22 protein-coding genes are annotated in these 21,067 nt (G+C 61.3%); 11 read left to right on the top strand and 11 right to left on the bottom strand.

The window, feature by feature from the left end; all coding sequences use genetic code 11:
• From FQ746_RS28525 to FQ746_RS28515, 3 genes are all read right to left on the bottom strand, one after another.
• Positions 1 to 1,431, bottom strand: a 1,431-nt coding sequence (locus tag FQ746_RS28525) for an MFS transporter (protein ID WP_144113142.1), incomplete at its 3' end; no start/stop codon positions are given.
• 65 nt (positions 1,432 to 1,496) lie between these two features.
• Complete coding sequence (locus tag FQ746_RS28520; RefSeq protein WP_144113141.1) at positions 1,497 to 2,630, bottom strand: porin; 1,134 nt, start codon at positions 2,628 to 2,630, stop codon at positions 1,497 to 1,499.
• A gap of 55 nt (positions 2,631 to 2,685) precedes the next feature.
• Positions 2,686 to 3,621: a polysaccharide deacetylase family protein gene (locus FQ746_RS28515; protein ID WP_260854189.1), complete on the bottom strand. Its 936-nt coding sequence runs from the start codon at positions 3,619 to 3,621 to the stop codon at positions 2,686 to 2,688.
• Positions 3,622 to 3,675: 54 nt separating this feature from the next.
• On the opposite strand from FQ746_RS28515, the gene FQ746_RS28510 reads away from it, so the two are divergent.
• On the top strand, positions 3,676 to 4,404 hold the full coding sequence (locus FQ746_RS28510; RefSeq protein ID WP_260854188.1) for an aspartate/glutamate racemase family protein: 729 nt from the start codon (positions 3,676 to 3,678) through the stop codon (positions 4,402 to 4,404).
• A gap of 28 nt (positions 4,405 to 4,432) precedes the next feature.
• Here FQ746_RS28510 and FQ746_RS28505 read toward each other — a convergent pair whose 3' ends face one another.
• From FQ746_RS28505 to FQ746_RS28490, 4 genes are all read right to left on the bottom strand, one after another.
• The gene (locus FQ746_RS28505) at positions 4,433 to 5,149 is read right to left on the bottom strand and encodes a GntR family transcriptional regulator (protein WP_186310860.1); all 717 of its coding nucleotides are present in this window, start codon (positions 5,147 to 5,149) and stop codon (positions 4,433 to 4,435) included.
• Positions 5,150 to 5,326: 177 nt separating this feature from the next.
• Positions 5,327 to 6,394 (bottom strand): LLM class flavin-dependent oxidoreductase, encoded by a 1,068-nt coding sequence (locus FQ746_RS28500; protein ID WP_260854187.1) that lies wholly within the window; start codon positions 6,392 to 6,394, stop codon positions 5,327 to 5,329.
• A gap of 7 nt (positions 6,395 to 6,401) precedes the next feature.
• On the bottom strand, positions 6,402 to 6,806 hold the full coding sequence (locus FQ746_RS28495) for a DoxX family protein (protein WP_144113138.1): 405 nt from the start codon (positions 6,804 to 6,806) through the stop codon (positions 6,402 to 6,404).
• A gap of 12 nt (positions 6,807 to 6,818) precedes the next feature.
• The gene (locus FQ746_RS28490) at positions 6,819 to 7,538 is read right to left on the bottom strand and encodes an alpha/beta hydrolase (protein ID WP_144113137.1); all 720 of its coding nucleotides are present in this window, start codon (positions 7,536 to 7,538) and stop codon (positions 6,819 to 6,821) included.
• Positions 7,539 to 7,941: 403 nt separating this feature from the next.
• Between FQ746_RS28490 and FQ746_RS28485 the strand changes: the two genes are divergently transcribed.
• From FQ746_RS28485 to FQ746_RS28440, 10 genes are all read left to right on the top strand, one after another.
• Complete coding sequence (locus FQ746_RS28485; RefSeq protein WP_144113136.1) at positions 7,942 to 8,925, top strand: CobW family GTP-binding protein; 984 nt, start codon at positions 7,942 to 7,944, stop codon at positions 8,923 to 8,925.
• Positions 8,926 to 8,995: 70 nt separating this feature from the next.
• Positions 8,996 to 9,499: a DUF1097 domain-containing protein gene (locus FQ746_RS28480; protein WP_144113135.1), complete on the top strand. Its 504-nt coding sequence runs from the start codon at positions 8,996 to 8,998 to the stop codon at positions 9,497 to 9,499.
• A gap of 30 nt (positions 9,500 to 9,529) precedes the next feature.
• Positions 9,530 to 10,273: a nitrile hydratase subunit beta gene (gene nthB / locus FQ746_RS28475; protein WP_144113134.1), complete on the top strand. Its 744-nt coding sequence runs from the start codon at positions 9,530 to 9,532 to the stop codon at positions 10,271 to 10,273.
• A gap of 43 nt (positions 10,274 to 10,316) precedes the next feature.
• Entirely contained in the window at positions 10,317 to 10,958 is a 642-nt protein-coding gene (gene nthA / locus FQ746_RS28470; protein WP_144113133.1) for a nitrile hydratase subunit alpha, read from the top strand.
• A gap of 12 nt (positions 10,959 to 10,970) precedes the next feature.
• The gene (locus tag FQ746_RS28465) at positions 10,971 to 11,351 is read left to right on the top strand and encodes a nitrile hydratase accessory protein (RefSeq protein WP_144113132.1); all 381 of its coding nucleotides are present in this window, start codon (positions 10,971 to 10,973) and stop codon (positions 11,349 to 11,351) included.
• A gap of 35 nt (positions 11,352 to 11,386) precedes the next feature.
• Positions 11,387 to 11,596, top strand: a complete 210-nt coding sequence (locus tag FQ746_RS28460; protein WP_144113131.1) for a CbtB domain-containing protein — start codon at positions 11,387 to 11,389, stop codon at positions 11,594 to 11,596.
• 14 nt (positions 11,597 to 11,610) lie between these two features.
• Positions 11,611 to 12,378 carry a CbtA family protein gene (locus FQ746_RS28455; protein WP_144113130.1) on the top strand — a complete coding sequence of 256 codons (768 nt, stop codon included), beginning with the start codon at positions 11,611 to 11,613 and terminating at the stop codon, positions 12,376 to 12,378.
• A 60-nt stretch (positions 12,379 to 12,438) separates the two neighbouring features.
• Positions 12,439 to 13,437 (top strand): GlxA family transcriptional regulator, encoded by a 999-nt coding sequence (locus FQ746_RS28450; RefSeq protein ID WP_144113129.1) that lies wholly within the window; start codon positions 12,439 to 12,441, stop codon positions 13,435 to 13,437.
• 495 nt (positions 13,438 to 13,932) lie between these two features.
• Entirely contained in the window at positions 13,933 to 15,630 is a 1,698-nt protein-coding gene (locus tag FQ746_RS28445; RefSeq protein ID WP_144113128.1) for a tetratricopeptide repeat protein, read from the top strand.
• Between the two features lie 206 nt (positions 15,631 to 15,836).
• A complete protein-coding gene (locus FQ746_RS28440) occupies positions 15,837 to 16,628 on the top strand; it encodes an MHYT domain-containing protein (RefSeq protein WP_144113127.1) in 792 nt (263 codons plus the stop codon).
• Positions 16,629 to 16,656: 28 nt separating this feature from the next.
• On the opposite strand, the gene thrS is transcribed toward FQ746_RS28440, so the two are convergent.
• The 4 genes from thrS to FQ746_RS28420 all read right to left on the bottom strand — a co-directional run bounded on the left by thrS (position 16,657) and on the right by FQ746_RS28420 (position 20,973).
• Entirely contained in the window at positions 16,657 to 17,883 is a 1,227-nt protein-coding gene (gene thrS / locus FQ746_RS28435) for a threonine--tRNA ligase (protein WP_144113126.1), read from the bottom strand.
• Positions 17,884 to 18,159: 276 nt separating this feature from the next.
• Positions 18,160 to 18,723: a flavin reductase family protein gene (locus tag FQ746_RS28430; protein ID WP_144113125.1), complete on the bottom strand. Its 564-nt coding sequence runs from the start codon at positions 18,721 to 18,723 to the stop codon at positions 18,160 to 18,162.
• Positions 18,724 to 18,828: 105 nt separating this feature from the next.
• A complete protein-coding gene (locus FQ746_RS28425) occupies positions 18,829 to 19,206 on the bottom strand; it encodes a hypothetical protein (protein WP_144113124.1) in 378 nt (125 codons plus the stop codon).
• A 219-nt stretch (positions 19,207 to 19,425) separates the two neighbouring features.
• The gene (locus FQ746_RS28420; RefSeq protein WP_144113123.1) at positions 19,426 to 20,973 is read right to left on the bottom strand and encodes a PLP-dependent aminotransferase family protein; all 1,548 of its coding nucleotides are present in this window, start codon (positions 20,971 to 20,973) and stop codon (positions 19,426 to 19,428) included.
• Positions 20,974 to 21,067 lie beyond the last annotated feature (94 nt).

Raw genomic sequence — 21,067 nt, 5'->3', positions numbered from 1 at the left:
TTGCGCGTGCGCTTCGTTGACAGGTCCAACCCAAGGCCCAGTTGCGTCATCAGCATTCCCCTTAACTATCCCTCTTCCAGGATAGTTCACACTTACGTCAACGCCAGGACTTTTGCAGACCTTCCCTAACAGCAGCACGGCTGCCGTCGCGAGTGCCGCAACGGCTCCCGATACCGCCGCGTGAACCGGACTATAGCCGGCGCTCAATAGCAGACCATAGACGAGCGGTCCGAAAATGCCGCCAATCGGGCCCGTCACACCGATATACGCAGCGCCGCTGCCGCGGATGCGAGTCGGAAACGATTCCCCGATGTACGCGAACAAAGGCGCGGCGGCGCCCTGCGCAAAGAACAGAATCAGCGAATAGCACACGACGACCGGCACGAAGCCCTGCGCCACGAAAAGCAGCAGCAGCACGCAAACCGCGGTAAGCACCTGTGCGCCGATTACCGTCTCGCGCCGCCCGATGCGGTCGCCGAGCCAGCCGAGCACGACATACCCCAGAATCGCGACTGCATTGCCGATGAACACCGTCCACAGCGCGCCGCTCAATGCAATGCCTTTGGTTTGCGCGAGGATACTGGTAGCCAGCACGGTCATCTGCGAATCTGAAACGATCTTGAAGAAGAACGCGAGGCCCAGCGCAATGGATTGCTGGCGAAACGGTTGGCTGAACAACTCCGCGTAAGTGTTCCTGCTGTCACTACCGAGGCTCAGCGACCACTTCTTGCCCAGCGCTTCGGCACTGTCGGCTTGCCCTTCGCGCCGGAGTTGCCGCAGATGTCGAAGCTTCAGAAAGTACGGCGATTCCTTGAGGCCCATCCGGAGAAAGAACACGACGATCAGCGGGAATGTGCCGATCAGAAATACCGCGCGCCATCCAAGCGATTCAGTAAACGTGCCGGCAATGGCCGCGGAAAGCATCACGCCTGCGGGCCAGCCGGCCTGTACCAGACCGTACAGCACGCCCTTGTTGCGTGCACCGAACATCTCGTTCAGATACGCCGCATTGACTGCCTGTTCCGACATGCCGAAACCGGACAGCGCGCGGATGCCGATCATGGAAAGCGGGCCCGCCGCAATCGAAGCCAGCCCCGAACTGAGCGCGGCACCCGCCGTCGTGGCGAATAGCGCATTGCGTCGTCCCCATAGGTCGATCATCGGTCCGACGGCAAGCGCCACGACGAGCGAGCCGAGCGAGATCGCGGTGACGACGAAAGACGCCGTGGCATTCGACCAGCCGAACGACTTCTGAATCACCGGCAGCAGGTTGCCGAAGGTAATCAGATCGTAGACCGCAAAGGTCCACGAGAGGAATGCGACGATGGCGGTATACGCCACCGTGCGGTTGCTGGGGGCTTCGAACATGGCGGGATCGGCCGACGTGCTGGCGACGCCGCTCGTCAGCGGAGCGGTGGGAGTGCGGGACATGGCATGACCTCTTCAGAGATGTCGTGACCGACGCGAGCAGGCAAGCCGCTCGCACACGGCTTGCATTAGAACTTGTGACGGAGACCGACTTGCAACGCGATCTGATTGGCGCTGTTCGACGCAGAGAGCGCGTTGAGCGATGCCACCGCGGCCTCGCCGAACGAGTTCGTTCCCGATGCGTGCTGCCAGACCAGCACGGAATAAAGATCCGTACGCTTCGACAGATAATAATCGACGCCAATATCCGGCTGGCTGTAATGCGCCCGTTCGTCTTTCAGATAGTTGTAGGACGCGCCGAGCAATAGCGACGGTGTCGCCCAGTAGCGGTAATTGACCTCGATGTCCTGAAATTTGAAGTTTCCGGCCATCGGCGTGCTGGCGGTTTGTTGAACACCATCGAAACGGATGCTGGTGTACACGAAGCCGAACGTCGACTTGCCGAGCGTATAGGCTGCGCCACCGCCGAAGATCCTCAGGCGTTCGGCCGATGCATAGCCGCCATAGACCGGATTGGAAACCGGATTCACGAAATCGGCTCCGGTAGCGGCGGTGCCCCCATAGGCCGACACAGCCGGATCTTTAGCATTGAGATAACTGACGCCTGCATACAGCGGTCCATTTGCGTATTTCGCCCCCACGCTCCAGAGGCTGTCGCGCCCGAAACTGCCCGCCACGTTGCCGAACCCGTAGCTTCCGCCCGCGGTAAAGCCGCCATAGCTCGCGCTGGTGAATTTGATTGCGTTATCGGTCTGGAACGACGTGCTCAGATTGTCGATATCGCCGGCATGGGCGCCCATGTCGCCGGACCAGGTATTGTTGGACGACAGCATGCCCAGGTAATCGGCGATCGCATCGTACTGACGACCGAGCGTGACCGTCGCTGCCGGCGTCGACAATCCGACGAAAGATTGCAGTCCCCACAGGCGCCCCCCTTTCCCCAGCGTGCCGTTCTCGACATTGAAGTTGTTTTCGAGGGTGAAGATCGTCTTCAATCCCCCGCCGAGATCTTCCGATCCGGTGAGCCCCCAGCGGCTGCCCATCAGTTCGCCTTCGGTCGCGAGGAAGGCGTGCGAGCCGTTGATATTGCTGACGTAGGTAATGCCGGAATCGATGACGCCATAGAGCGTCACACTGGATTGAGCCGATGCGACGCCCGAGAGCAAGCTCGTCCCTATCAGTAAAACTAACTTTTTGGACATGACTACTCCATTGCCGTTTAATTGCGGTTTAACAGTTGACGCGAATTGGTTTTGACTACGCGATGGCGTCCAGCCAATGCCGGGCGATTTGCTCTCGGGTGGCGATCCATGCGCCGCCTTTGGCTTTCATATGATTCAGGATGGTGTCCAGTGCGGCGATCCTTCCGGGCCGCCCGATCATTCGCAGGTGCAGGCCGATCGAGAGCATGCGCGGCTGGTCCGCGCCTTCCTTGTAGAGCCAGTCGTACGCGTCGCACACGTATTCGGAAAAAGAAGCGGCCGTGGCGAAACGGTCGGTGTGCTGGAACTGCATGTCGTTGGTATCGAATGCGTACGGCACCACCACGTAGGCGCCCGGGTGCTGTGGAACCGTGAACGGCATGTCGTCGTTGTAGGCATCGCTGTCATACAGAAATCCTTCCTCGATCAGCAGACGCCGCGTGTTGACGCTAGGTGACGAGCGCGTGTGCCAGCCGACAGGGCGCTGGCCGACGGTCTGCTCGATAGCCGCGACGGTACGTCTGATGACGTCGCGTTCCTGCGCTTCGGACATGCCCGCGTGACTTTGCCAGCGGTAGCCGTGCGCGGCGATTTCATGGCCCTGTGCCACCGCATGCCGCGCCAGCCAGGGCGATCTTTCTACCGCCCGCGCACAGGCGCTGACGGTGCAAGGCGCATCGTAGGCGGCGAGGAGCGCTGCAATGCGCCGATAACCGGCCCGCGTGCCGTATTCGAAATGGCTCTGAATACAAGGGTCGACGCCCTCCTGCAGCGCATCGACTTCGTATACCGATTCGTTCACGAGATCGCCGTCACCGACCGCGAACTCCGCGCCTTCTTCGAAATTCAATACCAACGAAACGGCCACCCGTGCGCGCTGCGGCCAGCGCACGTCCGGTACTGTTTCGCCATAACCGAGGAAATCCCGTTTGCCAGAAATCACCCTTCGCCTCTTTTTTTGATTGTGCACAATCTGCTCGAATGCGTGCACAATACCTCAGCCAAAAAAAGTGCAATTAAAGGTAAACCCTAACCAATTCGACCTATGAATTTGCTTGTTCTAAATCCCAATACCTCGGTTGCCATGACTGAGAATCTGCTTCGACAGATCGGATCGATACCGGCTGTTCACGCACGCGGCAGCACGGCCAGTTGGGGGGTGGAAGTGATCGCTACGTACGCGTCGTTTGCGATCGCGGCGCATGCCGCCATCGACACCTGGGCAACGCTCGCCGCCGCCGACGTATCCGGAATCGACGCCATCCTGCTCGGCTGTTTTGGCGACCCGGGTCTGGCGGCTTTGCAGGAGTTGGCCCCGGTGCCGGTCTATGGGCTCGCGAGTTCGGCGATCGAACAGACAGCAAGAGAGCCGGGGAAATTCGCGGTCGTTACAGGCGGTCCAGGCTGGCGACCGATTCTCGATCAACTCGTCGGCTCGCTGGGGCTCGCCGACCGCTATGCCGGCACCTTCACGGCGCGGCTCAACGGCCTCTCGATGCTGGCGGATCCGGTGGCGACGGCCACGCTAATCGACGAACAGATCGCCTGCGCGATGCGCGCCGGGGCTGAGCGCATCATTCTCGGCGGCGCCGTGTTTGCCGGGCAATGTCATCGCTTCACCAGCAAAGGACCGCTGGTGGATTGCCTGGAGGCAAGTCTGGAATGGATTGCGACGCAGCCCGTGACGAGTCGTGCGCACGATGCGCTGCCGGCCATCCGGTCGCATGGCTTGAGCGATTCACTGGCCGGGTTATTGCAGCAGCAGACCCGTTAGGCGAGACCCACTGCCGGGCGGCAGCGGCTTATTTCCGCTTGCGGGCCGGCTTCGCGAGCGGCTCGCGCACCGCATCGCGCGCGCGGCGCAGTACGTCGTCGCTATCGAGCGTGCGCGGCGTCGAATTCGGTTGCAGTCGCGTTTCGATTAGCGACAGGTGAATGTGCATCATCTTCGACGCGCGCGCCATGTCGCCTTCCTGAATGGCATCGACGATCTCATGATGTTCGTCGCAGGCGCATTGCGACGCGCTATCGGGTTCGAAGAAAGCCACGAGCATGGAGGTACGGCTAATGAGTTCCTGCAACTCGCGAATCACGAACGCGTTGTTGCAAAAGCCTGCGAGTATCTGATGGAACTGTCCGGAGAGCTGAATCGAGCGAGCACGATCGCCCGCAGCGAGGGCTTGCGCTTCAAGCTCGCTATGCTTGCGCAACGTTTGAATTTGCGTCAGCGTGAGCCGCCCTGCCAGACGGGCGACGACGCCGCCCTCGACGATGCGGCGCGCTTCGTAGATCTCGCGCGCCTGCGAAAGCGTGGGGTCGGTAACGAACGCCCCCTTGTTCGGGATCAGGTCGATCAGACGCTCATGGCCCAGCCGATGGAGTACTTTGCGAACGCGTTCTCGTGAGACCTCGAAGATGGCCGCGACGCGCGTTTCGATGAGCTGGGTGCCGGGCGGAAGTTCGCCAGCAAGCAAGGCTTTCGAGAGCGCCTGATAGATAAGATCTTCCGATTCAACCATAGAGCCAGGAGTGAGAGAGGGGATGAGCCGCGCCTTGCAACCCGCCGGTCCGCTCCGTTGCATCGACGGTCATCCGGCAAGACCGCCAGTTTAACCATTAATGCGCCCCGCCGATTTTCTCTATCGCTTGCCGCATGCTGACTTCGGACCGAAGCGTCCCGTCCGCTACGGGTGCCCTCACCCAATTGCCCGCCGCACCGCCGGTATCACTTCCGCCGCGAACAGTTCGATCGACTCCCTCACCCGACCAAACGGCAACCCGCCGATATCCATCTGCGCCATATAGCGTTGATGCCCGAACAACTCGTACTCCATCAGAATCTTGTCGACGATCTCCTGCACGCTGCCGACGAACAGCGCGCCGCGCGGCGACGCAAGCGTCTCGTAGTCGGCGCGCGACATCTCGGCATAACCGCGCGGCAGATTGCTCGACATATAGCGCCGGTAGTACGGGAAAAACTCGTCGCGCGCCTTTTTGCCGTCGCGCTGCACATGAAAGTGACCGGCAATCGACACCTGCAGTTGCGCTGCGGTATGACCGGCCGCCAAACCCGTCTCGCGATACAGATCGACGAACGGCACGAAGCGTTCCGGCGATCCGCTGATGTTGGCCAGATTCAACGGTAAGCCCGCGCGGCCTGCGCGTTGCGCGCTCGACGGCGTGCCGCCCGCCGCGATCCAGATCGGCAAGCGCTCGCGCAAAGGCGGCGGCATGATCCGCGCACGCTGCAACGCGGGCCGATGACGGCCCGACCAGTTGATGGTTTGATCGTGATCGCCGTGCGCTGCGTCGATCTTGCAGAGCAATGCCAGCTTCTCGTCGAATAGCGACTCGTAGTCGTCCAGTTCGTAACCGAACAGCGGAAACGACTCTATATACGCGCCACGTCCCACCAGCAATTCAGCGCGGCCGCCCGAGATGAGATCGAGCGTGGCGAATTGCTGGTAAAGCCGCACGGGATCGTCCGAACTGAGAATGCTCACCGCACTCGTCAAGCGGATGCGCCGTGTCAGCGCCGCAATCGCACTCAGCATCACGGCGGGCGACGACACCGCGAAATCCGCACGGTGGTGTTCGCCGACACCGAACACGTCGATGCCGGCTTCATCGGCGATACGCGCCGCCGCCAGGATTTCGTCGATGCGCGCTTTCACGAGCGCGCTGTCCGCTGACGGTCGCGCCAGATCGCCGAACGTATAAATGCCGAATTCGATCACTTGAGTCCCGGTCGGTCGTGTTGACAATCGACGTTCAAGCGGAACGCACGGTCGGCTTCAGCGCGAAGGCGCCGTCACCGAGCAGCGCAAGCACCGCTGCCGCCACCGCGAGAAACACCGGGTATTCCCAGCCGCCGTTCGCGTTGGTGAACATCCAGCCGTTGCCGAAATGCACCGTCGACGCCGCGAACAGTTCGAACACCGCCAGCAACGCAACGACTCGCGTATACACACCCGCCAGCAGCAACACACCGGCGACGATTTCGAACGCGATGATCGGCCACGCGAACAAGCCGGAAAAGCCCACGGATTCGAAGTATTTCGCGGTGCCGGCCGGCGTGAAGATCAGCAGCTTGGTGAGCCCGTGGGCAACGAACATCAGGCCCAGTGCGACGCGCAGGACGAGAGCGGAATAGGGAGCGGTGCGGGTATCGGTCATGATGGCTTCCAGTTAGTCGAGATGAGTTTGCTGGCTGACCCAGCGGGAAAAGTCGCGAACGATGTCGGCGTTCAACGTATGGCCGACGGGGTAAAGGCAGGTGTCGTGCGGTACGCCGAGGCGGGTCAACCAGGCATCGGCGTGCTCGGCGAACGCGACGGGCAGCTTGTCGTCGTGACGGCCGTGTGCGATAAATGCGGCCACGTGGGCGAGCTTGTCGGGCGACGCCAGATGCGGTTCCAGCTCGGGCAGAATGCGGCCGCTCAGAATCGCAAAGCGCGCGACGTCTTCCGGCGCGGACAGCGCCACGCTCGCGCTCATGATGCCGCCCTGACTGAAGCCCGCGATCAACGACAGAACTGGCGCATCGTTATTGCCGCCGGCGTCCGCGCGGTTCAGCGCACGCACCAGTTCACGCAAGCGCAGCCGGCTCTCGTCTGCCTGGTTCGGATTGATCACCGGCCCTTGCGGGCCGAAGCGCACCTGAAACCACGCATGCTGCCCAGCGCCGAGAGCGATCGGCCCACGCACGTACACGAGTTCGATGCGCTCATCCAGTTCGTCCGCGAGCACCATTAGATTTGTTTCGTCTCCGCCCACGCCGTGCAACAGAAACAGCCGGCCAATGGGTCGTCCGGCAGCAGGACGCAAACGGTACGAGAGGCCCGAAGCGACATCATCGTGCAGGGTGTCCGCCGCAAGGACCGGAACTCCGGTGAGAGGTGCTGCCATGCCGTACTCCTTGTTGACTGGTTGGTTCGATGTGCAGAGTCTATTGACAATAAAAAACACGATAAACCAAGCAAAGAGGATTGGATAAGTTCACAAGAGGAATGAATCGGCCCATCTTGCAGACGCACGTTTTCGGGCCGATGCACCGCCGCAGTCCCGGGCGCGCCCCAATGCGGATCGTGGTTCTAGGCTGACAAATGACTGGCCGAATCTCCGAATCTGGCCGTCATGAACCGTTCCCACATTCTCGGCCATGCAGTCCAGCAGATCGCGCCAACAACGGTTCCCACCAGGACAGCGTGTGATTTGCGGCCCGGAAGTCGCTAAAGACGTCCCTGTTCCGTCGATGCCGGTGCGCAAGACTCGCGTGCCTCGCCGCGGACTTCATTCAAGGACGGCCGCCATGCGACTCAAGAAAATTCCTGTCACGGTCATTACCGGCTTTCTCGGCGCGGGCAAGACCACGCTGGTCAATCACATCCTCGAGACGACCCGGCCGATGCAGATCGGCATCGTCGTCAACGAATTCGGCGAGGTGGGGATAGACGGCCAGTTAATCGTGGCCGACGAAGAAGCCGTGGTCGAGATCAACAACGGCTGCGTCTGCTGCACCGTGCGCGCCGACCTGGTGGGCAGCGTGCGCGATCTGCTGGCGCGCTACGGTGACCGGCTGGAGCGCCTCGTGGTCGAGACCTCGGGACTCGCCGATCCCGCGCCCGTGCTGCAAACCTTTCTCGCCGATCCCGACTTGCGCGAAAGCGTGGAGCTAGAAGCCGTGGTCGCCGTGGTCGACGCATGTCATGCGCACGCGCAACTCGGCGACGACATCGCGCGCGAGCAGATCGTGTTCGCCGATCGCATCGTGATCAACAAGACCGATGCCGTCACGCCCGCACAGCGCATCGAGCTAGCCGCCACGATCGCCACGCTGAACCCGACTGCCAGGCTCGATTTCACGACGCATTCCGCTATCGACGTGAGCGGCCTGCTCGGTGTGCGCAGTTTCTCGCTCGACAACCTCCTCGCGGTCGAACCCGATCTGCTGGACGAAGGCGCGCATGACCACGAGCACGACGACTCGATCGCGTCCTGCGCGTTCGTGATGCCAGGCGAAGTGGACCCGGAACGCTTCAACCGCTGGGTCAATGGGCTGGTGCAGAACCACGGCGCGCAATTGCTACGCATGAAGGGCGTGCTCAATATGCGCGGCGAAGGAAGGCGGCTCTATTTCCACAGCGTGCACATGTTGATGGATAGCCGCTTCGGTAAAGCCTGGGCGCGCGACGAAATGCGGGAAAGCCGCTTCGTGATGATCGGCCGCGGTATCGATGCGGCCGCCATGCGGGAAGGTCTGCTCGACTGCATCGAAGAGCCCGTGCCTCACTGAGTTTCGATTCACTGGATCGTTTTATCACTGGATGTACCCCTCTTTTCTCTCTTACTCGAGGAGCAGGTCAATGAAGAAGCCCGAAGCATACACATTGAGTATCGGCGTGCTGGCCGTCGCCGACACATGGCTCACCGGCACGATTTTCCCGGTGCCGGTTTGGGTCACGTTTATCGCGTGGGCGTCGTTCTTCGTGCTCGGCGGCGGCACGGCCGGGTTCGTCAAAAGCGTCGCGTCGAATCTGAGCGGACTGGTGATCAGTTCGCTCACGCTGCTCGGCATTGCCACGATGACCACCACGCCATTCGGTGTCGCCGTGGCGGTCGGTCTCGGCAGTGCGCTGATGGTGCAGGCATCGAAGATCAAATTGCTCGACATCCTGCCGGCCATCGTGTGGGGCTTTGCATCGACGGTCGGCACGACCGTGGCCACCGGCAAGCCCATCACTTTGATCGGACCCGGCAACCCGGCGCTGGTCGCGGCAGGCGCGCTCATCACCGGCGCGCTGTTCGGTTTCGTCTCCGAATTGCTGGGCGATGCGCTGTGCTTCAAGCGCGCGCATCAATTGAGTTAATCCGAATTTCAACTGCTTGCGGAGCCTAACGTGAAACTACAGCATCACCTTGGCGGCATCGAAAACCTCGGGCCGGTCAGTACCGAAACACGCGTGTTCGTCGAACCGTGGGAGAAACGCATCTTCGGCATTCACACTGTGATGATGGCCGAGAGCGCGCATCTTGCGAACGCACTGCATGCGTATCCGGTGAAGGATCTGCCGACTGCTTTCAAAAGCGACTGGACGTGGGCGTCGTTGCGAACCGGCGCCGAAGACATGCAGCCGTTCGAGTACTTCAAGTATCGCTATTACGAAAAGTGGCTGGGCGGTATCTCGCAGTTCTTCGTCGATCAGGGCTATATCAGCGCCGACGAACTTACGGAGAGAACCGCTTATTTCAGCGCCCATCCCGACGCCGCGTTGCCGAGCAAACCGAATCAGGCAATCAGTGCGCAGATCGACGCGTATCTGAAGAAGGGCGATTCCGGCGCGCATGCGCTGGATGGCGAAGCGCGTTTCAAGGCCGGCGACGCGGTGTGTATTGCCGATCCCGAAGCCGTCGACCATACGCGCCTGCCCGGCTATCTGCGCAACAAGCGCGGCGTGGTCGATCTCGTCTATCCCGGTGCATTTTCGTATTTCGTCTCGACGGGTCCCGACGGTATCGGCGAACCGATGCCCGTCTACCGCATTGCATTCGATGCCGCCGATATCTGGGGACCCGGCAAGAGCGAAACCCATACGACGATCTACGCGGACCTGTACGAAGCGTACGTCCTGCCCGCTGCGTGACACCGCGCCGCGAAACCCGAATCATCACGATAGAGAGAACGACATGACGCAACTGTTCCAGTTTCCCGACGACCGGGAAGCATCGAGCGCGGCCAAAGTGCGCGCGCTGGAAGCATTGTTGATCGAGAAAGGCGTGATAGGCAGCGATTCAGTCGACGCCGTGCTGGGTCACTTCGAAACCATGGCCGGGCCGTTCAACGGCGCGAAGATCGTAGCCCGCGCGTGGGTCGATCCGGCGTTCAAACAACGTCTGGTCGACGACACGCCTGCGGCAATCGCCGAACTCGCGTTGCCGCTCGGCATGGCCGGCGCCGAGGGCGAGCACATGGCCGCGGTCGCCAACGACCCCAACGTTCACAACCTGATTATCTGCACGCTGTGCTCCTGCTACCCGTGGCCGGTGCTCGGCCTGCCGCCGTACTGGTACAAGGACCCCGTGTTCCGTGCGCGCGGCGTGCGCGAGCCGCGTGCGGTGCTGAACGAATTCGGCGTCGACGTGCCTGCGGAGAAGGCCGTCAAGGTGTGGGACAGCAGTGCGCAGATCCGCTGGTTCGTCGTCCCCGAGCGGCCCGCGAATACCGATCATCTGAGCGAAGCGGAACTGGCCGCGCTCGTGACGCCGGAATCGATGATGGGCGTAGCGCTGGTGGCCGCGCCTGGCGCCGCTGCTCACGCGGGTACTTAACAGGAGTCGGCGATGTTCACACGCTTCGAGGAATACGCCGCCGCGTCGATGCTCGGCGCCGCCGATTCGCCGCCGCGACTCGACGGCAAACTGTTCTTCACCAACCGCTGGGAGCGCGATGTGTTCGGCCTCGCGTTGTCGTTGTCGAAAGCGGGCTGCTTCGAGTGGGAAGATTTCCGGCAGAGCCTGATTGCCGCTATCGCCCGTTGGGAGAATGCGCCGGCCGACTGTGAGAATCCGCCGCACTGGGACTATTACGAGCGCTTTCTCGAAGCTTTGCTGACCGTGGTCGAAACGAGCGGCGTGCTGTCGCGCGACGAACTCGCGAAGATCGTGATGGCGCGGCGTTTTGCGCAAGGCGGCGCACCGGCTTCGCCTGCCATAGCAACGTGACGTTATTTTTAACCCTGTTTCAAAGGACTTTTCTCATGAACGACACCGTTCTTCATCCTGACGTCGAATTCACGCCCATTCCACTGCGGCAACTGCTGCCGTGGATTGTCTTCGGTGGGCTTCTCATGTTGCTCGCGCTGTATTTCGTCGGCGCGGAAGAAGGCGCGACGTCGATCGTGCCCGGCATGTATGTGCATGAGTTCGTGCACGACGGCCGTCATCTGCTTGGTTTCCCCTGTCACTAGTCAACGAGGTCGTCATGGTCGGAAAACTGTTGGTACGTGGAATGCTCGCGGGCGTCGTCGCCGGATTGGTGACGTTCGGGTTTGCGAAGATCGCGGGCGAGCCCCGCGTGGACCAGGCGATCTCCTTCGAGTCGCACGAGGCCGCCGCGCGCGGCGAAGCGCCCGAGCCGGAACTCGTCAGCCGCGCCACGCAAGCGGGCCTCGGTCTCGCGACCGGTGTGGTGAGCTATGGCGCGGCGTTCGGCGGCCTGTTCGCCCTGACCTTCGCTTACGCTTATGGCCGTGCGGGACGCAGCGGAGCGCGGGCGCTGTCGGCGAGTCTCGCCGTGGCGGCGTTCATCGCGCTTTCGGTCGTGCCGAACCTGAAGTATCCGGCGAACCCGCCATCGGTCGGCGACCCCGACACGATCGGCTATCGAACGGGCTTGTACTTTCTGATGATCGCCGTGTCCCTTGCGACGATGGTGTTGTCGTTGCAGATCAGGCGGTTTGCGTTGACGCGGTTGGGTGCATGGAACGCGTCGATCGTGGCGGGCGCAGTGTTCGTGGTGGTGATCGCCGCGGTGGAAATCGCGCTGCCGGCTATCAACGAAGTTCCCTCTGCATTTCCCGCTTCGTTACTGTGGCAATTTCGTCTGGCGGCGCTCGGCATGCAGGCCATTCTGTGGACGACCATCGGTTTGCTGTTCGGCGCATTAGCCGAACGGTGCCTGCCCTCGACGCACGATTTGGCTGCACAAGCGCGTCTTGCGCGAAGTTTTATGGCCGATGGTCGGGCCTGATGATTACGGATAGACTGACTTGACGCTTTCTACTCGTACCACCATCGCGGAGATACGGCTGTGAAACGAATCAAAATCGGCATGGTGGTTTTTCCGGGTTTCCAGTTGCTCGACATTGCCGGCCCGAAGGATGCCTTTGCTGAAGTGAAGATACTCAGCAAGGGCGAATCGGAATATGAAATGCTGACGGTGGGCACGACGCGCGGGAGTCTGCAATCGTCGAGTGGTTTGACCATCGTGCCGGATCGCACGATTTTCGATGTGTGTCCGGAGTTCGACACGATTATCGTGCCGGGCGGTTTGGGTATTTTCGAAGCGTTCGACGATCCTGCGCTGAGCGGATGGCTTAAGGATCAGCATAAGCGTTGCCGGCGCATGTCGGCGATTTGCAATGGACTGTTTGCGCTGGGGTCGGCGGGGTTGCTCGACAATCGTGTGGTCACCACACATTGGATGGATGTGCCGCGGCTCGCGGCGACTTTTCCGCGGGCGCGGATCGAGCCGGATCATATTTATGTGCAGGACGGGAGTATTTTCACGACCGCTGGGGTGACGGCGGGAATCGATTTGTCGCTTGCCATGATCGAGGATGATTTTGGGCGGCAGATGGCGCTGGATGTTGCGAAGTATCTGGTGGTGTATTTGCGGCGTGCGGGTGGGCAGTCGCAGTTTAGTCCGCTGCTGGAGGTGCAGGCTTCGCCTTCTTCACAGACGCTGGCGTTGCAGCAGTACATGCTCGATAACCTGAGTGTCGAACATACGGTGGGGTCGCTCGCCGAGCGGGTGCATATGAGTGTGCGGAATCTGTCGCGGACTTTTGTCAAGGAATGTGGCGTGACGCCGATGACTTTTTTGAGTCATGCCCGGATTGATGCGGCGAGGCATTTTCTGGAGTCTTCTAACTTGCCGTTGAGGGAGATTGCGAGGCGGTGTGGGTTTGAGAATACGGATGGGTTTCGGAGGATTTTTCAACGGCGGTTGCAGATTAATCCTGCGGAGTATCGGGAGAGGTTTCGGTCTAGTGGGGTTCGGGTGGGGGAGGAGGTGGGGGTGGAATGAGGGTTATTTCGTTACACTAGGGTATTTTGTTTGGTCTGGATTTCTTTGGCCTTTCCTTGATTTGGTAGTGGTCTATTAGTGTTCCCCCTGTGCGGGGGGGCACTTACTTCTCTTTGCCGCCGCAAAGAGAAGTAAGCAAGAGAAAGCGGCTCACACCGCTAATTCTTAAGCGGGAACCGCGGCGTTTCCTCGGTAGTGGTCCATCTGGAATCTGTGTTCTCGCACATTCCACGTTAGTGACACAGCAGTCATTCTTCCGGCGGCGCTTCGCGCGCCCCCCGTGTTTTTTTTCGGTACTTCTGCGCTCCTTGTTTTTTCTTTGATTTGTGATTTGTGCTGCTGAAAATTCTGGAGGCTCTTTGCGTTTCGTCCTACGTGGCTAGCGGGGGCGGCTGATTGTTCCACGTCATCTGGCAACCCAGAATGCTCGGTCAGAAAAGGCCCACGACTCCGGTCGCTGAATTTCCGTTATGCCAACACGAATTTTAGGGCGCCGTGATTTTCAACTCCCACACTCCGTCGGCCGACGCCGCTTTTTCCGCTGCACGTTTAGCCGACGCCCACACCCATCTCAATCTCGCGCTCCAATCCGCTCCAGACCGGGCAGACCTTTGGGAACACGCAGGCCTCGTAGCAGCCATGCGCGGGGATTACATCCGCGCCGAAGCGTTCTACCACCGTGCTCTTCAACTATCCGGAAACACCGCAACCTTGCATCGCAATCTCGCTGATTGCCTAAAGCTCGCCGGGCGACTCGTCGAAGCAAAAAGCCATTACGAGCAAGCGCTCTTTTTGGCACCCGGCCTCCACCACGCCATTCGTAACCTCGCCCGCATCAACGCCGAACTCGGTGAAACCAGGGAAGCCGCAGACTATTGGCTGCAAGCATGGTCACTCGACCCATCTTCTCCGCAAGACGGTTTCGATCTGATCGATGCACTCGCTAAAGTCGACGATATCACCGCACTACACAAAACCGCGCTGCAGATTCAAGCGTCGCATTCAAACGATATCGGCACGCTGGAATTACTATGTCTGACGCTCTACCATCACGACCGGTTCGCCGAGATGTTGACCGTCGCCATCAACGGATTGGCCACGCATCCAACAAACGCCAAACTGCACCACTATGCCGCGCACGCACTCAGCGTACGTGGCAAAGTCGCCGAAGCTCTGGTTCATAGCAACGAAGCAGTCCGCCTGGCACCACACGATCCGACTCTGCAAATCCAGCTAGCCTGGCTCGAACTCAACGAAAGCGAGTATCGAGAAGGTTGGGCGCGTAGCAACCTTCTCTATACGCTACCCGCGGCACGGCACACTCGAGTCTTCCCCGACTTCCGCGTGTGGAATGGAGAAGCAGTGAAAGGATGCGAGTTCTTGCTCGTCGGCGAACAGGGGCGCGGCGACGAAATCCAGTTCATCCGGTTTGCTCATTGGCTTCAAGGGAACGGCGCCGTTGTCGATGTGATGGTGAGCGAACCCATCGCCCGCATCGCCGCGAGCATGACCTGCATAAGGACCGTTTTCACGACGTTGCCGTCCGGCCCTTACGACTATTGGAGTCATATGCAGAGAATGCCCGAGCATATGAAACTCAACATCGCGATGCTGCCCATCGCTATGCCCTATATTTCCGTCCCACCTCATCTCACCGATACCTGGCAAAGCCGGATCGAAAACATCTCACCTTCACGCCGTCCAGACGACGGGCGACGAATTGGCATCGTATGGTCAGGTGGTCCCAACAGTCTCCTCGACCGCTTCCGCTCGATCCATCTCGACGCATTCAAACCACTGTTCGAAGTTCCCGGCACATCATGGTTCTCGCTTCAGAAAGGCGAAACCGAATGCGAAAGTGAAGCACTGTCGGGCACTGTCGATCTGCACACGCTCGGACCGGATATCGGCGATTTTTCCGACACGCTCGCAATACTGAATACGCTCGACCTGTTAATAACCGTCGACACTTCCGTCGCTCATCTCGCGGGCGCCGCCGGTCTGCCCGTCTGGGTTCTCATCCCCGCCTACGCGCAATGGCGCTGGCTACAACACCGCACCGATAGCCCCTGGTACCCATCGATGCGCCTCTTCCGTCAACACGACCTCGGCCAATGGGAACATGTCATCGACGAAGTGCGGGACGCGCTGATCGAATGGTGTAGTCGCTCCAAAAACCACTGCGCGATCTGAAAGGTAAATTCGATCCATTCGTCAGTGAATTTCCTTTCAACTTGATCTAAAATCAGCGCACCGCGAATTCCACCGCGCGGCAAATAAATGCAAAACGAATCACCGCACTGGCCAGTGCGGCCAACAGCAGCCCAGTTCTCGCCGGTAGAGAGGCCGTCCCGAACTGTCGACAACGATTAATCGAGCTTTTAAAAAAGAGCCCCACCATGCAGAGCAGCTATAACTTTGGTCTGGTCGCCATTTCCCTGATCGTCGCGACACTTGCCTCCTTCACGGCAATCGATCTCGCCGACCGGCTTTCCATCCTCGCCTACGCTCGCGCCCGCCATGTCTGGCTCGCAGCGGGTGCGCTGGCAATGGGCATCGGTATCTGGTCGATGCACTTCATCGGAATGCTGTCTTTTTCTCTTAGCATTCCAATCGGCTACGACCTCGCCATTACCTGCTATTCGCTTCTCATCGCAGTACTCGTCTCCTGGTTCGCTTTACACATCGTCACGCGCAAACGTTTGAAGGTGACCCATTTGCTCGCGGCTGGCGTGCTGATGGGTGTCGGTATCGCCGGCATGCATTACATGGGCATGGCCGCGATGCTGATGGACCCCGCCATTCAATACACGCCATCCGTCGTCGCAGCATCGCTCGTCATTGCGATCGTCGCCTCCACCGCCGCGCTGTGGGTCGCCCATACGCTGCGCGGCACTGACCAGAAACACGTGATGTCCAAGCGGATCGGCGCAGCCTGCGTGATGGGCATCGCCATCGCCGGCATGCACTACACCGGCATGGCCGCGGCGAATTTCCCGGTTGGCTCGATTTGCGGCGCGGCGAACGGCATCAAGCCGCAATGGCTCGCCGCCGCCGTGATTTCATTCGCGTTTGCCATTCTCATCGTGACACTGCTGCTTTCGCGTCTCGACGCCCGAGTCGCGTTTCTCGCCAACTCGGTTGCCCGCCTCAACGATCAAATCGATCGCGTACGCGGTCCGTCGCATTGACCTGGCTATCGACGCCTGACACAGCAACTCATGCAGCCGCTTCCCGACGTAAGCGGCTGCCCGGAACACGCGCCGCCGCAACCAGATACTCGACGCCTTGTTCGAATGCAAGCGTCACCTGTTCTCCGTTACGCAAGCGGATACTCATCGTCCGATCCCGCTCGTCTCGCGAACCCAGCACGACCAGAAACGGCACCCGCTGCTCGCGTGCGTCGACAATCTTCTTCTCCAGCCGCTCCGGCCGGCTATCGAGCGCCGTGCGTAATCCCACGTCCTCGAGTGCCTGCATCGCTTCACGCGCATAAGCGACATTCGCTTCGCTGATCGTCGCCACCACGATCTGCTCCGGCGCGAGCCATGCCGGCAGCCAGCCTTCATCATGTTCGAGCAGCATTGCGATAAAACGCTCCATGCTGCCCAACACCGCGTGATGAATCATCACCGGCCGCACGCGTTCATCGCGCGCGTCGACGAATTCCGCATCGAGTCGCTCGGGCAGCACGAAATCGAGTTGCACCGTGCCGCATTGCCAACTGCGTCCGCGGCTATCCACGAGATGAAACTCCAGCTTGGGGCCGTAGAACGCGCCCTCGCCTTCCAGCACGTCGAACACCAGACCGGCGGCACGCGCCGCATTCGCGAGCGCCTCTTCCGCGCGATCCCACACGTCGTCGTTGCCCGCACGCATCGCGGGCCGCGTGGCCAGCGCCACCTCGAAGGCCGCGAAGCCAAGGTCCTCGTACACGCCACGCAAAAGGTCGCAGAATCCGACGACCTCGGCTTCGATTTGCACCTCGGCGCAAAACACGTGGGCATCGTCCTGCACGAAAGCGCGCGTGCGCTTGAGCCCTTCCAGCGACCCCGACGGTTCGTCGCGATGACAGGCGCCGAACTCGCTATACCGCACGGGCAAATCGCGATACGACCGCACCCGCTGGTTGAACACCTGCACGTGACACGGACAACTCATCGGCTTGAGGCTCAGTGCGCGCCCTGCTTCGGCACCGGCGAGCGAATACATGGCCGCGCCGAATTTCTCCCAATGTCCGCTCTTTTCCCACAGAGAACGCGCAAGCAATTGCGGCGTGCGAATTTCGCGGAAGCCGGCGCGACGCATACGGGCGCGAATAAAGTCTTCGAGCACGCGGTACAACTCCCATCCGCGTGGATGCCAGAAGACCATGCCGGCGCCCTCTTCCTGCTGGTGAAAAAGGTCGAGCCGGTTACCGAGTACGCGATGGTCGATGTCGTTCATAAAGACGCTCCGTTGGGTTCGATATTGCAGATGACGCCGCAAACGGAGGTCCAGAAATGCCGAAGGCCCCGTCCGTTTCCGGCGGGGCCTTCGGGGAATGCCACGGCTTCGTGCTTCTAGCGTGCGCAATCTCCAGACGACCCGCCTGTGAAGGTGGTCGTCGTGGTGGTGATGGCAGCGAAGGGAACGAGGTGGAAGTCCATGGGCACGACAATAAAGGATGCGGTCGCGATACGTCAACCCATCGGCTGAACAGACTCGCGTATCGTCGAAGGCCTACGTGCCTACTTCGAACGCCTCACCCGTTGCAAAGAACGTCCCGCCCGCCACGTAGTGACACGTACGCAAATCGGGGTCGTCGCCGAAGTGCCAGCGGTTATTCGAATACACGCGCTTGTCCGCATAGGCCGCCACCACCTCGCCGATGATCAGATCGTGGCGTTGGCTATCGTCCGGTATCACCTTGCATTCGAGCCACACGATGCACCCCGCCAGCATCGGCACGTCGATACGTTGCGCTGGGAATGTCTCGAGATCGAACGCCGAAAATTTGTCGAGATCGGCGCCGCGATTCGAGCCGACCGCGAGCGTCTCTGCGGCGAAGCCACGGCTCGGCAGTTGCAGTCCGAACACGCCGCCCGCTTCGATGAGTTCCCGTGTGAGAGTCGGCCGGTCCACCACCACGACGACTTTCGGTGGATCGAAGTCGAGCGGCATCGCCCACGATGCGGCCATGACATTGGCCCGTCCGCCGTGCGCGCTGGTGATGATCGTCACCGGCCCGTGATTCAGTAACTGCGTAGCCCGCGGCAATTCCACGGGCTCCCGGATAATGTCCATGCGTACGTTTTCCGCGTCAGAAGAATGAACGCGATTGTAGCGTCATGGTCGCGCCAGACGTCGGCCACGCCGACGTCTGGCCGATGCGTCGCATACCTCCATCTCTCAATGCGGCGCTTTGCCCGTCGTGCCGGAAGTCCCTGTGGTAGCCGCGGTACCCGCGTTCCCATTCGGCAGTGCATCGAGCGGCTTGTGCTGTTCTTCGCCGAGTCCCGGGAAGAATGCGTTCCACGCGGCGCGCACGCCTTGCGCGGCGGTTGCTTCGGCGCTGATGGTTTCCGCTTCGGCTTCGGGCACGGTCGACGGGTCGGCGGAAAGGCCACGCCAGTGCGTGAAGACCAGCAACGGCTTTTCGGTCCACAGACCATCGCCGAATTTTGCAAATGCGGTGTCGCCGCTGGTGAGTTGCACCTCGTACCAGCCTTCACGGACGGGCGTATGGGCGGCAAGCTCAAACCACGCGGTCGGTTCGATTTCCTTCATGTCGTCTCCAGTCGTCAAGCGTCAAAGATAAGGACAATGGGGCATTCTTCATGCCCGGGAATCATGGCAACTCGACGAAGACCCAACGGCGGCCCGCCGTGTTGCGGCGCAATGCGCAACGCGCATGATGCGTGGACGATCCATCGACATCGCGAGACAGGATCGCCGCACGCAGACGACACGATAGCGCGACAACCCCACGCGGACAAACGTAAAAACTTACACGCGACGCGGGATATCGCGTGCGATGCCACGCGTCGCGCGCGAAGCCTTCCGGGGCTTGCGATCGGTCCGTTTGGCCGGAGCGGCCGAGGCGGCCAGCTCCGCGAGTGTGCGGATAGCCGGCGCGAGTTGCTCGGCCGGCGTGCTGCCGTAGCCGATCACGAGGCCGTTCGCCCGCGTGTCGTCAGGCTGCGCAAAGCTGGACAACGGGCGCGGATTGAGCCCGTGGGCGAACGCCTGTTCGGTGAGCCTCGCATCGTCGATGGAAGGCGGCAGCCTGAGCGTCAGATGCATGCCGCACTCGCCGCCCAGCACCTCCGCTTGCGCGAAATGCTCGGCGAGCGCTTCGCGCAAAGCCTGCTGACGCTGCCGGTACAAACGCCGCATGCGGCCCAGATGCCGCCCGAACTCCCCGCTCTGGATGAAATGCGCCAGCGCCAGTTGTTCGAGCCGATGCCCGCCGCGCAGCATCTCCTGTAACGCGGCGCCGGTGTGGGCGGCGATGGTCCGCGGCAGCACGACGAATCCGATGCGCAGCGCCGGAAACATGGTCTTGCTGAACGACCCGACATACAACACTGGCGCGTCCTCGACCAGTCCCTGCATGCTGGCGATCGGCTCGCCGGTATGACGGAATTCGCCGTCGTAATCGTCCTCGATCAGCCAGGCGCCGCAGCGCCGCGCCTGCGCGATCAATTCGAGCCGGCGCGCCACCGACAGCACCGCGCCGGTCGGATATTGATGCGCGGGCGACGTGTAGATCAGCTTCGGCGTCTGCGTGCGCCACGCCTCGGCGGGCACCGAAATGCCCTCGGCGTCGACGGGCATCGGCAGCGTAATCAGATCGCCGACATGGAAAGCAGCCTTGGCGCCGCGATAGCCGGGGTCCTCCATCCACGCGATGTCGCCAGGATTGGTGAAGAGCCGCACACACAGGTTCAAGGCCTCTTGCGCGCCCTCGGTGATCACCACCTGCGCGCCTTCGCAGCGCACGCCGCGCGCCATCCGCACATGCGCGGCAATCGCGTCGCGCAGCGCCGTTTCGCCGGCCGGCGGGCCGTAGCCGAGCGCGAGCGGCAACGCGCGCTCCATCGCCCGTTCGAGCGCGCGGCGCCACGCGGGCAACGGAAAGCGGTCGAGCGCGGGCGTGCCGGGTGTCAGCAGCAAGGTGTTGTCGGTCTGCGCGCGCGCCGACCCGAACCGGCGAATGCGCGCGGCGTAGACCACGTCGGCCGCGCCCGCTTGCGACGCGGGCTGCCCAGGTACCGCCGATGTCGCAAGCGGGCTGACGCGCGTGCCCTTGCGGTCGGCCACGACGTAACCGACCGCGGCGAGATGTTCGTAGGCAATCACCGCGGTATTGCGCGACACGCCCATCTCCGTCGCCAATAGTCGCGACGACGGCAGCAGCGAGCCCGCTGGCAGGCGGCCGCCGAGAATCGCCTGCTGCAAACGTTCGATCAGTTGTTTCTGCAAGGGCGCAGGCCGCTCGCCGCCAGCATGCTTATCCGCCGGAGACAGCAGCGGGCCGATGATTTCGATCATGGGTGACTCGGTTGGACCTATCGAATAGCGTTCGGGTGGATCTTTTGAACATACCACGTTTGCCTTATCGTTCCACGTCAGTCACGATCTACGA

It is taken from the genome of Paraburkholderia sp. BCC1886 (genome assembly GCF_900996245.1).
In the GTDB taxonomy this organism is placed as follows: Bacteria; Pseudomonadota; Gammaproteobacteria; order Burkholderiales; family Burkholderiaceae; genus Paraburkholderia.
The sequence above is the reverse complement of the archived record's forward strand: the minus strand, read 5'-3'. Positions and strand labels throughout refer to the sequence as shown.